Origin of the sequence: Olivibacter sp. LS-1 (assembly GCF_008245145.1) — a bacterium.
GTDB classification, from domain to species: domain Bacteria; phylum Bacteroidota; class Bacteroidia; order Sphingobacteriales; family Sphingobacteriaceae; genus Olivibacter; species Olivibacter oleidegradans.
In genome coordinates, this window is the sequence record NZ_CP041643.1 from 839,620 (window position 1) to 852,652 (window position 13,033).

Annotated in this window: 11 protein-coding genes; 5 read left to right on the forward strand and 6 right to left on the reverse strand. The window is 39.4% G+C overall.

Going from position 1 to position 13,033, the window contains the following annotated elements; genetic code table 11:
- Window positions 1-4 precede the first annotated feature (4 nt).
- The 6 genes from FKG96_RS03300 to FKG96_RS03325 all read right to left on the reverse strand — a co-directional run bounded on the left by FKG96_RS03300 (window position 5) and on the right by FKG96_RS03325 (window position 8,555).
- Window positions 5-1,438: a RagB/SusD family nutrient uptake outer membrane protein gene (locus tag FKG96_RS03300; protein WP_013664570.1), complete on the reverse strand. Its 1,434-nt coding sequence runs from the start codon at window positions 1,436-1,438 to the stop codon at window positions 5-7.
- Between the two features lie 28 nt (window positions 1,439-1,466).
- Complete coding sequence (locus tag FKG96_RS03305; RefSeq protein WP_242627112.1) at window positions 1,467-4,709, reverse strand: TonB-dependent receptor; 3,243 nt, start codon at window positions 4,707-4,709, stop codon at window positions 1,467-1,469.
- Window positions 4,710-5,008: 299 nt separating this feature from the next.
- The gene (locus FKG96_RS03310) at window positions 5,009-6,217 is read right to left on the reverse strand and encodes a FecR family protein (RefSeq protein ID WP_130854651.1); all 1,209 of its coding nucleotides are present in this window, start codon (window positions 6,215-6,217) and stop codon (window positions 5,009-5,011) included.
- A 96-nt stretch (window positions 6,218-6,313) separates the two neighbouring features.
- The gene (locus FKG96_RS03315) at window positions 6,314-6,919 is read right to left on the reverse strand and encodes an RNA polymerase sigma-70 factor (protein WP_165446903.1); all 606 of its coding nucleotides are present in this window, start codon (window positions 6,917-6,919) and stop codon (window positions 6,314-6,316) included.
- A 394-nt stretch (window positions 6,920-7,313) separates the two neighbouring features.
- The gene (locus tag FKG96_RS03320; protein WP_130854649.1) at window positions 7,314-7,676 is read right to left on the reverse strand and encodes a hypothetical protein; all 363 of its coding nucleotides are present in this window, start codon (window positions 7,674-7,676) and stop codon (window positions 7,314-7,316) included.
- A 72-nt stretch (window positions 7,677-7,748) separates the two neighbouring features.
- Window positions 7,749-8,555, reverse strand: coding sequence for a siderophore-interacting protein (locus FKG96_RS03325; RefSeq protein ID WP_130854648.1), 807 nt, complete (start codon window positions 8,553-8,555; stop codon window positions 7,749-7,751).
- A 297-nt stretch (window positions 8,556-8,852) separates the two neighbouring features.
- Here FKG96_RS03325 and FKG96_RS03330 point away from each other — a divergent pair, with 297 nt between their 5' ends.
- The 5 genes from FKG96_RS03330 (at window position 8,853) to FKG96_RS03350 (ending at window position 13,031) form a co-directional block, all read left to right on the forward strand.
- Window positions 8,853-9,200: a DUF4180 domain-containing protein gene (locus FKG96_RS03330; protein ID WP_013664576.1), complete on the forward strand. Its 348-nt coding sequence runs from the start codon at window positions 8,853-8,855 to the stop codon at window positions 9,198-9,200.
- A gap of 188 nt (window positions 9,201-9,388) precedes the next feature.
- A complete protein-coding gene (locus FKG96_RS03335; RefSeq protein WP_130854647.1) occupies window positions 9,389-10,552 on the forward strand; it encodes a hypothetical protein in 1,164 nt (387 codons plus the stop codon).
- Between the two features lie 118 nt (window positions 10,553-10,670).
- A complete protein-coding gene (locus tag FKG96_RS03340) occupies window positions 10,671-11,471 on the forward strand; it encodes a GNAT family N-acetyltransferase (protein WP_130854646.1) in 801 nt (266 codons plus the stop codon).
- A 107-nt stretch (window positions 11,472-11,578) separates the two neighbouring features.
- Window positions 11,579-12,178: a hypothetical protein gene (locus tag FKG96_RS03345; RefSeq protein WP_149105136.1), complete on the forward strand. Its 600-nt coding sequence runs from the start codon at window positions 11,579-11,581 to the stop codon at window positions 12,176-12,178.
- Window positions 12,120-13,031 (forward strand): alpha/beta hydrolase, encoded by a 912-nt coding sequence (locus tag FKG96_RS03350; RefSeq protein ID WP_130854644.1) that lies wholly within the window; start codon window positions 12,120-12,122, stop codon window positions 13,029-13,031. Before FKG96_RS03345 ends, FKG96_RS03350 begins: the two co-directional genes overlap by 59 nt.
- Window positions 13,032-13,033: the final 2 nt, after the last annotated feature.

Consider the following 13,033-nt stretch of genomic DNA (forward strand, 5'->3'; position numbering starts at 1 on the left):
CCTCTTAATAACCGGGATTCTGTTCGCTTTCCATTGCTTTGTTGTATAATATCTCCGAATTTGGAAGTGGCCATAGCATCACTTTATCCGCAACGGTAATCCCTTTAACTTCCAAGATACGCTGTTTCGCTATACCAAGCCTCACCAAGTCCAGCCAACGTTTCCCTTCATACATGGTTTCGTATCCCCTTTCTTCAATCACTTTATCCAAAAAAGAATCGAGATTAAAATCCTGAATCTTAAAGTCTATCGCCGATGCAACCGTTGATGGATAACCATAAGCACGTCTATGTATTTTGTTTAGACTTTCTATGGCGGCATCGGTAGGAGCACCTTTCGCTCGAGCCTCCGCTTCCGCATGAAATAATAATAAATCTGCGTAACGGTACCAAGGGTAGTCATTCGCGGCACCTGCCGTTGCATCGGGGTCCCTAAATTTTCTAAACAAGCATGTTGTTGGTCCTAGACCGACATCCACATTGTATAAGATGTGTTCTTTTCTCAGATCAGCATGATCCCAATTTTTTATGAAAGGGTTTTTCAACGAATCTGTATATTGGGCATAAACTCCTCCGGGCCCGTAGTAATTGTATTCTGAAGTTTTGCGGTGGGCATAGCTGACCAGCCCGAAACCTTGCTGTCTATTAAATTTCAAATAAAAGATCTCTTCCGGTGTATTCACCACATCAGGACCGAATATCTTTTGAAAATCATCGGGAGTGGAAACTTCAACCAAAGCAAATCTTTCCGAAGAAATCACCTCTTCCGATTTAGCCGCGGCCTGCTCCCATTTTTGCTGATATAGATAAATTTCTGTCAACAAGGTCTTCGCTGCCCATAGAGTTGGCCTTCCAAGGTCTTGAACTGTTGGTGGTAACCCGGCCTCTGCATCCGTTGCATCTTGCAGTATTAAATTGAACACTTCTTCCACCGATGATCGGGGAACATCCGAGATATCAATATTAGCTTCCGTTCGAATGGGTAATCCTCCGAAGCAGCGAACTAATGAAAAATACATCATTGCGCGAAGGTATTTCGCTTCAGCAATATAAAGCGTTTTTTCTTCATCGCTTACTTCAGTAGCTAATGGCACCTTCGAAATAACAATATTAGCATTTCGAATGGAACGATATAGTTTGTCCCACACAACGGATACTCGATTGATATTCGTGTTATCTAATCCTTGATAGGTACTGACCACTGCTTGCGAACCTCTTGAGTATCCATAATCAGGTAATCCCTCCAGCTGAGCGGGATAATTCAATCCAAAAGCATCCCCTTCCCGCATAGGCCCGTAAATTGCATTGACAGCCGCTTTTACTTCGGCCGTTGTATTATAAAAATTGTCTTCTGCTTGTGATTTGGGTTTCTCCGTCAAGGCATCCGAGCAAGCCGAAAAAACAAACAACCCTACAAGTCCTATTATTAAATTCTTCATGTTGATCTCTTTAATTAAATGACATCTATTAAAAACTTGCCCTGATACCAAACGTCACTGTCTTGGCAGTTGGATAAACATAGTGGTCTATACCCTGCTCGATCGAATTAGTTCCACCATAGGAATTCACCTCCGGATCATACCAAGAGTAATTGGTTATTGTGAATAAATTCTGCGCGCTTATATATACCTGTCCGCTCGACAACCAATTTAATTGCCATTTATCCGTTGGTAGATTGTATGCAAGTTGAATATTCTTCACACGAAAAAAGGAGCCATCTTCCACAAAACGATCGGATACCTGTGCCTGTGAATTGGTTTTGATAATGGGGTATTTTGCATTGGTATTTGTTGGGGTCCAATGGTCGGTATATACTTCTCGCAACATATTGAGGGCTTGCCCATAATCATATCCCTGTCCTTGCGCACTCAGATTATAAATATCATTGCCTTGGCTTCCTTGCAAAAAAATGGAGAGATCAAAACCCTTATAAGACATAGAAGAGGTAAAACCGTAAGTAAAGTCTGGGTTGGGATCGCCGATAATTTGTTTATCTCCCTGATCTCTGCTTCCATTTCCGTTGAAGTCTTTATAGACTATATAACCGTTCGCATCATAGCCTTCCTCGACATAGCCATAAAAGGACCCTAGTGGATAGCCCTCCCGCAAAATATTGATATTGTCGATCGATGCAGCTCCGATTGCCGCGCCCAAGATATCGTTCCCGCCATATAGTTCCATTACTTTATTTCGATTAAAGGATATGTTTCCACTTAACTGCCAATTAAAATCTCCTTTAAAAACATCACCTGTTACATTAAGATCAATCCCCCTGTTTCGAATTTTGCCTACATTCTGAACAGTGTACTTGTACCCTTGTGACGCCGGTAAGGTGACGTTATTCAACAAATCGCGTGTGTTCTTCACATAAAAATCAGCGGTTAAGCTCAAGCGATTGTCAAGTAAGCCTAAGTCGATCCCCACATCGGTTTGGGATGTTGTCTCCCATTTCAAAGGTCCGGCCAAGCGGTCGCTTGGTGAATACGCCGGAACCAAAGCATCACCAAATACTACTTGGCTAGAAACCAACTGGTTTAACGTAAAATAGGGATCGATAGCTGTATTCCCGGTTTCGCCGTAGCCTACTCGGACTTTTAAATCCGAAATGGCTGGAATACGCTTAATAAACCCTTCCTCAGAAAGACGCCACGCAAGCGCCGCCGAAGGAAAGTAACCCCATTTTTGCCCTTCACTATAACGGGAAGAACCATCTGTTCGAAAACTAATAGTCGCTAAAAAGCGATTGTCAAATGAGTAATTTACACGCGCCAGATAAGAAATTAAACTCCATTTCGTATAAGAGGAGCTAGGTACACTCTGCGTGGCCGCCGCACCGATGTCATACGTTTCCTGATTATCACTGATAAACCCGGTACCTGAAGCAGTAAAAGTATTCGCAACATAGTTTTGATACGTGAACCCCGCCAAAGCATTGAGATTGTGTTTACCAAAATCCTTTCGATAATTCACTGTATTTTCGCTTAGTATACTGGTATTTTGAGGGGTCTCAATCCATGCTTGGCCGGTAGAATTAACAAATCGCGTGGTTCGGTATCTATCTTTACGATCACTACTATTTTCAATCCCACCTAATGTTTTAAACACTAAACCCTTTATAGGCTCATAGCTTAGCGATAGATTGGCAAGTACATTATCCGACTTTATTTTATCCGACTCCTCATGTAAAAAATTTAATGGATTCACCATAACGTTCGATCCCCAGGTATAGGCTTCTGTTAGATTTGAATAACTTCCATCTGCATTATACAAAGGCATCGTCGGATAGCCCGATAACGCTGCTGAAATTAGTGTAGAACCACGGTTTCCTTTCTCCGATTCCTTTCTGTTTTCATCAAAGCGACTCAAAATACCGCTAAAATCGAATTTAAGTTTATCACTGATATCGGAGTTTAAGTTGACACGCAAGGAGTTCCGCATATAATCGCTCCCCTCAATAATTCCGTTCTGCTTGAAGTTTCCTCCAGAAATAGAATATCTTGTTTTATCATTTCCGCCACTGATGGTAACCGTATTGCTAATAATTGGTGCACTGCGGAATACCACATCTTGCCAATCTGTCCCTTCGCCAAATGAAGCAATTTCTTCCGCTGTGAAATGAGGTGCCAAGCCATCATTAGCAGCCTGTTCATTATAAAAATTCGCATATTCTGTTGCATTCATTAGGTCAAGTTTTTTACGTAAAGATTGGATACCGATATACCCGTCGTAATCCACTTTAATCTTGCCGGACTTTCCTGTTTTAGTAGTAATCAAAACAACGCCATTTGCACCTCGAGAGCCGTATATAGCCGTTGCTGATGCGTCTTTTAAAATCTCAACCGATTCAATATCCGCATTGTTCAATAGTAAAGGGGAACCGGAGTACGGAAACCCATCCACCACATAGAGCGGTTCATTACTGCCTTTTATAGAGTTTGTACCTCGAATACGAACACTAACAGGACTTCCAGGCGAGCCTGTGTTTTGTGAAACATAAACGCCCGATGCTCTACCCGCGAGTGATTGAATCATATTGGGAGCCGGTACTTGACTTATTTCTTCGGCCTTTATGGAAGCGACTGCTCCTGTAAGATCGCGCTTTCGCTGTGTACCATACCCCACTACCACAACCTCATCCAAATCACTTATCGATTCTTTCATCATGATATTAATTGTTGTTAAACCATCAATTGGCTTCTCAACGGTTTCATAACCTAAGGCGGTAAAAACAAGGATACTCCCCTCTTTACTTAAATTAATCTGATAGTTCCCCTGTACGTCCGTAGAACTGGCTAGAGAAGTTCCTTTCAATAAAACTGTAACCCGTTCAATGGGCTTTCCTTGCTCATCCGTCACGCGTCCTCTCACGCTTTTCGGTTGTATATCTGCAAAATTAATGTCTCCATTTCCGGTCTGATGCTGACTCTGCTTAATCACAATCGTGCCATCTTTGAATGTCCATTCCAATGCCAACGGCTTTAATAAATCGGCCATCGCTTTATTGAGCGGCACATTTTTAAAATCTGCTTCTACTTTTTTTTCTGCCAAATCTTTTCCATTAAGAAAAAAGGGGTGGCCACTTTGCTTCTGAATAACACGCATTACGTGCGACAAGGGAATGTTCTTTGCCTTTAAGGTAATTGTTTGAGCAAAACCGCTTGCAACTACTTGCATCACAGATAGAAGTGTAATGAAAACTGTTAGTTTCATAATCAGTAGCCATCGATAAGCTAAAGGCCAAAACGAGCCTTTAACACATGCGTAAAAAATCATATGTTTGTACTGTTTGAATGATGTAATATAATCGGTTAGATCCTTTTGCTTCCTTAAAGGAAGCGATATTGCGCATCCAAATCTACCGGGTGGTGTCACTAGCACTATCCGGTTTATTCAAAATGCGACGGGCTCATTGGTCTTAAGTTTGGTACGCTATCATCACATTTTTTGTTTAATGGTTAATAATTTGGTTTACTTGTTTGTGCCATAATCTCGCACCACTTACGCTTTTCTCAATACACAATAAGTTTATTTGTCCCGGTTGTTTTATCAATTTTAAACTTCACACCACCCTCCTCTAAAATTGCCAATACTGCGGATAGGCTCTTTTTTCTACTGATTTCACCATAGAAATAAGTATCAGGGACGTCTCCTTTATATACGATTTCGACGTCATACCATCGACTTAGTTGATTCATTGCATCGGTAATTTTCGTCTCATCAAAATAAAAAACTCCTTTTTTCCAAGCGATATAGGGCGCGACATCAACTTTAAGTACAGAAGTCTTTCCGTTATGTACGGTACTCTGCTCCCCTGGCTTTAAAAGGGTAGTCAAAGCGCTCGCTGCATTTTCTTTTGAAGAAACAGCTACCACACTAACTGCTCCTTCCACCAAGGTAGTTTTCACCGCTTCTTCCTTGTTATAGGCTGAAATATTAAATTGTGTGCCCAGAACTTTTGTTATCTGGTGTTCATTTTTCACTATAAAAGGTCGGTATTTATCGGGTTGGATTTCAAAATAGGCTTCCCCCTTTAACTCTACCGTTCTATTTTCTTGGGTAAAATCTGTCGGATATTTTAAGGTACTGGCCGCATTGAGCCAAACATACGATCGGTCGGGTAACACAATCTTATATTGTCCCCCCTTAGGTGTTTCTATCGTATTATAAACTATTTCTGCCTTTTTATCCCCTCGTCTTCCTTGCTTAACAGGATCCGCTACCACTTCATAAATGAGTTGGCCATCAGCTGTTTTTGTGATCTTCATACCGTTCTCTTCTGCTATCGCACCATCTGTGCCCGCATCCAAGTTAATTTTACGCCCGTCTGCGAGCGTTAATATGGCTTTATTCCTCCCTGGATTAATATCATTTTTGTTGGTCAACAAACTTTGTTTAAAGCCTACCGATTCACTTACATACACAAAAGTGCCAATGCTAAACATTAAAAGAAGGATAGCAGCAACCGCAATCCAAGAAATAAAACGGCGTTTTGGATACCGCTTTTCTGTATGCCCGGCACCCATATGAGATACTAATTGGTTCAAGAGCCTATTCTTGATCACCTCTTCCGCATCATAGTTCGCCGATATTTCTGCTAATTTATCATTATGGCTGTTATACCACGCTTCAAAGTCTGCCTTTTCTGAATCTGTCAATAGTCCTCTTTCCCATTTATAGGCCAATTCTTTAATATATGCGTTGGTAAATTTTGCCGCCATTATATACCGTCTTTATTTTATAGTATCAATTCTGGTCTACCAACCTTAGTCTAAAGAGAACTTTTTTTATTCTTGCCCGAAAGCAGCAAGATAGCTTTATAAAAGTTGGTGTAGAGACGTAATAACAACGCTTATTAAAAAGGTTGGATATTGTTTTCCCAGATCGCTCCGAAGGGTTTTGGTAGCTTTTGTTAGATGTGCCTGTACTGTTTTCTCTGAAAGGTTTAGTTTTTCTGCTATTTCTTTGTAGCTCATGCCTTGCTCGCTGCTCATTCGATATATCAACCGGCATTTTTCAGGTAGTTGTTTAACCGCTGTTTCCAAGGTCTCCATTAGTTCCTTTTCAAGGATATACTCATCTACGGAAGACACATCGTAGCCGTATAATTCATATGCTTTCAACTCCACCGTATTTTGTAAGCCTTTTTGGTACTCTTTCGCCAGTATGCGTATAGCTCTATATTTTACTGCTACGGCCAAATAGGTGGCAAGTGTATGTTTTAAGCTGAGATTGTTCCGGCGCTCCCAAACAGATATTAAAACATCCAATACGCACTCTTCTGCTTGCTCCGGAACCGCTAAGCGATTCAATGCAACGTTAAATAGCTTTTTCCAGTAACGCTCAAAGATTTCGCGCATAGCGGCCTGATCGTCTTGCCTTAACAACTCGATCAATTCAGCGTCAGACATTTGCGTATGCATGATCATTATGTTTTAGATTGATACCACAAAAGTTTATGATATTTAAACGGGTCACTCACGGTATAATTGGTTTTATGCTTCGTTAAAATACTTATGCCGAAAATAGAAATTTTTTCCGTCTCTATCTAATTCTTGAACCTCTCCTTTATACTTGCCTGCTAGTTATTCACAACTTAATAGCATATTGCGGCAGAGGAGATCTAGATAGGGGAAGGGGAAGTCAATGGAATTTAATCTAGGAGACTCTCTTTTATAAGAAGGCAAGGTCTGTAGAGCCATCCATGGCCCTTTAACGGTTCCGTATTAATGAAAATAATTTTCTGTGAGTACGCTTATCGCTATTTTATGCAGTAACTAGCTCTTTTATACGTTATCTTTGATAATGTTAAAAGAGCTAGATTGTCGAAAACACCGTTTGACCTCCAACCGTTAGTTTTGTAACCTGCTTTTTATTAATCATTGGTCCAAAACGACTTAAAATATTCGGTTTAATAAATGAGATCGAAACACGCTGCCCACTTAGTTTATTTACCAAACTATCTAAACTCACATCTTTAATGTTCGCTTTGCTAATAAAGAACATGCCTGTCTTGTCTTCTAATTCGATAATATAGTCACCCATTCGTCCTTTATTTATTTTGGTGACTACCGATTCTATCTGCACTGTTTGTGTCCGCTGATCATCAACCGGTTTCAACAAAACATAGAGGATCGCGATAAAGCTCAATGCAATAAGTGTAGTAATTAAACGCCTCATAATTTGCTATTTAATAGTGATACTATTGGTTCATAGCAAGATACGTTTTTTATATGAATATTTGATCTTTTTCTATTCCTCTTTTTCCTTACGACGATCCGATGTCGATTGATCTTCTGCAACTCCGGCTTTCCAATAGGAATATGCATATAACTCTTCTCGCTGCCATTGTTTATCGGAACGAAGATAATTTCTGATAGCTTTCACCGTTGTATATTCTGCCGCTACATAGGCAAAGCGTCGCTGTTCCGGCAAATTTATATGCTGAATCAATTCGGCCAACAAGCTTCCTTTTTGGGGATGATCGTTATGTAGCCAAATCAATTCTAGGTCTGCTTTACTTGTCAAACTTTGTTCGTCATCCTTATCATGTACTTCTAATATACACGTAGCTTTTGTATTTGGAGGTAGTTGTTCTAAAATTGCCGCTAAAACCGGTATTCCCGTGGCATCCCCAACGAGCACGTAATTATCAGTTAATGGAAAAAGTTCTGTCTTTCCATCCCGCATCAAAACACCAAGCACATCTCCTTCTTTAGCGCTGATGGCCCAGGCAGATGCAGGTCCTTCTTCCCCATGTGCCACAAAGTCTATCCATATTTCCTTTGTTTGTAAGTTTATACCCCGGTGCGTATACGTACGTACAACTGGTCGCACATCTTCTTGAGGATGTATCCATTCGCCCTTTTCATAATCAAAGGTTGGAAAGAAGATCTTTTTAACACCTTTAGGAGGTATCAAAATTTTATTATTGACACCTATTGTTGTATTGGCAAATTGCTCAATGTCTTCGCCTGTTAAAAAAACCCGAATATAGTGTGGTGTAATCCATTGCTTTCTCTTTACACGCAGTTCAGTCTGAATTGTCTTTGCTTTCATTTCTTCTCTCTCCTCATGTACTTAGTCTATCCGTGCATTCGTCAGATAACTTGCACAAGACAACCTATTAAGAATAAATCTATGTTTTTCACAAAAGTATTTTTTCTAAGAACTAAATAGTAACGTTATACGGAGAAAAAACAACCCACTCGGGAATATATATACTTATTGACATAAACGAGACTTTTCTCCACTACGAGATACGATAACGAATACAAGCCTATAAGGAAAAAATTCACTAAGTTTAACGAAATTTAGATTAGTTATCCCTTTATACGCTAACAAACAACTGTAATAATGCAGATAAAAGCACACAAAGTACAAAATAAAGAAATCGCTGAGATCGTCTCGGATGAAATTATTTTGAAAACCAAAGATGACGCACTCGATTTAATGGGGAGTTTATACTATCAGGGATTTGAAAAAATTATACTTCATGAGAAAGATATAAGTCCTTCCTTCTTCGATCTAAAGAGTGGTTTTGCCGGAGAGGTTCTACAAAAGTTTTCCAATTATCGTATGCAACTTGCCATTGTGGGAGATTTTGAAAAATATACCAGTAAAGCGCTAAGAGACTTTATATATGAGTGTAATAAGGGAAAATTAGTCAATTTTGTTAGCTCTGTCTCTTTCGCCATCGATTAACATCCCCATCAATATCAGCTTTCTTCATTGGTTTCGAATCAAGGCCCTCGTTTGCTTGATCTCCATTCCATTGTATCCCTACGGAAGTAAGGTTGAACGGAAATGAATGATTTTGAATCGATTTTGATTCTTTAAATGGTTTATCGTATTCGTTATTTGCGGAAAACCATTATATCTAATCAAAAGTCATGAAGAAAACATCGCGCTTTATCTTATCAATTATTTATGTTTTTCTTGCTACTTCTTTGCCGGCACAACAAAAATCTAATGGGTTGAAAGTAAAGGATGGCATTATTACCGTTCCACTGGAAAAGTCTTATTGGCAAAACGATTCAAACCGGGTATCCTACAAAAAAACACAAGATGTGCAAACAATGCATATCCATCCGAAAGCAGGGTTGACTCGCCTAAAGGACTTTGAATTTGCTACCGGAACAATTGAATTTGACTGGCAGCCAATAGATACCATGTTCTCGTCTTTTTACTTCAGATTTCAGAGCAACGAAGCATCTGAATGTGTGTACCTTCGCACACCAAGAGCAGGTAATCCGTTGGCAATGGATGCCCTGCAATATGCTCCTTTTCTAAAAGGTGTCAATCTATGGGATATGTTGGCACATTACCAAGCACCTGCTAATTTCTCGAAAAGAAAGTGGAATCACATTAAATTGGTTATTTCGGAAAAGCAGATGCAAATATACCTGAATGATCAAACCAAACCGGTTCTTTGGGTCCCTCAACTGGAAGGAGATGTTTCGCGTGGAACGCTGGCGTTTGACGGAGAATCGATTATTGCTAACTTAAAGGTTAAACCCGGTTCGATTGAAGGACTTGCAAATACACCAGGGATCGATCCAACTGCTAATGATCCGCGTTATATCCGCCATTGGCAACTTATTGAACCGATCGATTTTCCATATGGCCGGGAACCAAAGAGTGATGATTTTCCAAAATCGGACAACAAGTGGATATCAATTAACACTGAACGTCGAGGACTCGTAAACTTAACAAGGCTTTATGGCGTAAATCCCAACAGGCGCCTCATTTGGTTAAAAACGAAAATTACGTCGGACAACGATCAACAGAAATGGATGGATTTCGGATTCAGTGATGAAGTATGGGTACTGATCAATGGTCGTTATATCTATGTAGACAAGAATTATTACGCTCACCCCATTATGAAAGCTCCTTTTGGCAGATGTTCGATAGAAAACAGTGCTATTAATTTACCTTTACAAAAAGGAGATAACGAAATACTTATTGGGGTAGCCAATAGTTTTTATGGCTGGGGTATCATCGCTCGCCTTCGCGATTTAAATGGAATCACTTCTTTAGGAGAAAATACGTTATAAATAACCTAAGTCAATTTGCGATCGGTTTGCTTTCGTATCGATCGCAAATTGTGAAAATGATATGTAATGTTATCCGGTAAAATCTTTTACATTAGCATACAACATATCGATTTCTTACATGGTTATAGCTCCGATGGATTCTGTTGATTTAGCACCGGTAACATCTTTACAACAAGATGGTTGGTCTGATATACGAGTCGCCTTTTCTCGTTATATAGAGGAACCTTTTTCATATCCGATAAAGGTTGACATGGACAACCAATTGGCGGGCGTTGGCGCTACTATTATTCATGGTGACGTCGCCTGGCTGGGTCATATTATTGTGAGCCCTGAATACCGAGGTAAAGGTTTGGGTAAACTGATTACCGAAACATTAGTCAATATTGCCAAAGAATATAATTGCCAAACCATTTATTTGTTGGCCACAGCGCTTGGTGCACCGGTATATGAAAAAGTTGGTTTTGTAACGGAAACGGAATACATGATTTTTACCGATATTAATTTTCCACAGGAAACGCTTGAAACGAGCCATATTCAACCTTATAAAGAAGATTTCAGGCAGGGAATTTCGAAACTTGATCAAGAAACATCTGCCGAAAACCGCTTATTTTATTTAGAAAAATTTCTCAAAGATGCGCTTGTTTACTTAGAGGAAAATGAAATTGAAGGATACTATATACCAACTTTAGAAAACGGACCTATTATAGCCAAAACCGAAAGGGCTGGATTAGCACTTACCAAATTACATTTAAGAAACCATCATCAATTAATCTTTCCAAAAGAAAATAGGTGTTTACTCCATTTTTTATCCACCTACGGATATGTGGCAAATTCTTCCTGTAAAAGAATGCGTTTTGGAGAACTAAAACCAACGAAAATGGCGTTTATCTATAATCGCATTGCGGGGTACCTGGGTTAAACCATTTTCCTTTCCCTCTCCCTCTCTTGTCCAAAGCGCCTTGTTAAAAACTGTTAATTAATTGTAAATCAGCTGATAAATTCTTTATATCGCAATAAAGAACGACTATGCGTTTTACATTTACGATCATTTTTGTTTTTTGCTTCACTGTTCTATATGCCCGGAACAATCCTACGATAATATTAGACAGTGTCGAAAAATCGGTAACTATAGATAGCACCAAGTCCAATAGAATAATTCTATTGGATGAAATCAATATTACGGCTAAGAAAGACTATTCAATGGATTCCATATATTTTCGAAAACAATATGCATCCGTTTTCAATGCCAACAAGCCTTATTGGAAAGATCTATTCTCATCCAAAAACTACTTCGATAATACGCCATTACCCTACAACAGAGCAGCCAGCAGTACAGCGTCTATTGTCAGTATAAATTTGCTTTCATTAGTGAATCTTGTCGGAAAGAACAAAAGCCCTATAACCAAGCTTCAAAAGATTCTCTTACAAGAAGAGCGAGAAAAATACTTAGATCACGTTTTTTCGTCGGAAAAAGTGCAAAAAATAACAGGACTTCAGGGCGATTCACTTTTTCTTTTCATTCAACGTTATCGACCTAATAAAGAAGAATTAACTAAAATGTCTGAATATGATATACTTACCCACATTAAAGAATCTTTTAAAGATTACCGGGCGCCTCGCAAATAATAAAAAGTTTCATAAGTCTATTCTCTCGTATGTACTAGCCTGCATAGGTTGTCTAACTGCCTGTCAACAAAATAGCGAAAGGAAACCGGAAAGCAAATCCGGTTTTAATTTATATTCAAATGAAGTAAAAGACACGTTTTCCATCTATATTCAAAAGCCTTTGGAATATGAAGAAAAGGCTAAATCAACATATCCATTGGTTGTCGTAACCGATGCCAATTTTTATTTTCCTATGCTGGCTCCTATTGTCCACCAATTTGAACAGACAGGCCTAATGAAACCCATCATTCTAGTTGGAGTTGGTTATGATTCGTTGGAGAAAATGGATTCCCTGCGGGTACGCGATTTTCTATATCCGCATTCCATTGCTTCTGACGAAATGCAAGCTGAAGGAGGAGCCAGGAGATTCCAAGCCTTTCTTGCGAACGAATTATTGCCGGGATTAGCAGATTCTCTAAGACTAAATACTGATAAAGTGCTATTAGGCCATTCCTTTGGTGGTTACTTCTCCTTATTAACTTACTTTGAACAGGTGCGAAGTGGAGCAAGCAATTTTAATAAGTTTGTTTCGGCGAGTCCAACTATTTGGTACAATGATTTCTATTTAAACCGCCTGACGGACAGTTTGAAAAATAACGGAAAGCAGGACAGCACAGCTATCTATTTAAGCGTAGGTGGGTTAGAGGATTCTGTTTGGTATGTAAAACCAGCCGAAGTGATGGCAGAAAAACTAAGTTCAGATGCTGTAAAAAACCTCGATTGCACCTCAATAACCTATCGAGAAATGGATCATATGGATGTCGGTCTTTTCTCATTTATACATGCACTTAAAAACTGGTATAAACAGGATTAATA

What these genes read in the sequence shown, in the direction of transcription:
- FKG96_RS03300 (WP_013664570.1), bottom strand. Translation starts at nt 1,438, where the DNA reads ATGAAGAATTTAATAATAGGACTTGTAGGGTTGTTTGTTTTTTCGGCT.
- FKG96_RS03305 (WP_242627112.1), bottom strand. Translation starts at nt 4,709, where the DNA reads ATGAAACTAACAGTTTTCATTACACTTCTATCTGTGATGCAAGTAGTT.
- FKG96_RS03310 (WP_130854651.1), bottom strand. Translation starts at nt 6,217, where the DNA reads ATGGCGGCAAAATTTACCAACGCATATATTAAAGAATTGGCCTATAAA.
- FKG96_RS03315 (WP_165446903.1), bottom strand. Translation starts at nt 6,919, where the DNA reads ATGCATACGCAAATGTCTGACGCTGAATTGATCGAGTTGTTAAGGCAA.
- FKG96_RS03320 (WP_130854649.1), bottom strand. Translation starts at nt 7,676, where the DNA reads ATGAGGCGTTTAATTACTACACTTATTGCATTGAGCTTTATCGCGATC.
- FKG96_RS03325 (WP_130854648.1), bottom strand. Translation starts at nt 8,555, where the DNA reads ATGAAAGCAAAGACAATTCAGACTGAACTGCGTGTAAAGAGAAAGCAA.
- FKG96_RS03330 (WP_013664576.1), top strand. Translation starts at nt 8,853, where the DNA reads ATGCAGATAAAAGCACACAAAGTACAAAATAAAGAAATCGCTGAGATC.
- FKG96_RS03335 (WP_130854647.1), top strand. Translation starts at nt 9,389, where the DNA reads ATGAAGAAAACATCGCGCTTTATCTTATCAATTATTTATGTTTTTCTT.
- FKG96_RS03340 (WP_130854646.1), top strand. Translation starts at nt 10,671, where the DNA reads ATGGTTATAGCTCCGATGGATTCTGTTGATTTAGCACCGGTAACATCT.
- FKG96_RS03345 (WP_149105136.1), top strand. Translation starts at nt 11,579, where the DNA reads ATGCGTTTTACATTTACGATCATTTTTGTTTTTTGCTTCACTGTTCTA.
- FKG96_RS03350 (WP_130854644.1), top strand. Translation starts at nt 12,120, where the DNA reads ATGATATACTTACCCACATTAAAGAATCTTTTAAAGATTACCGGGCGC.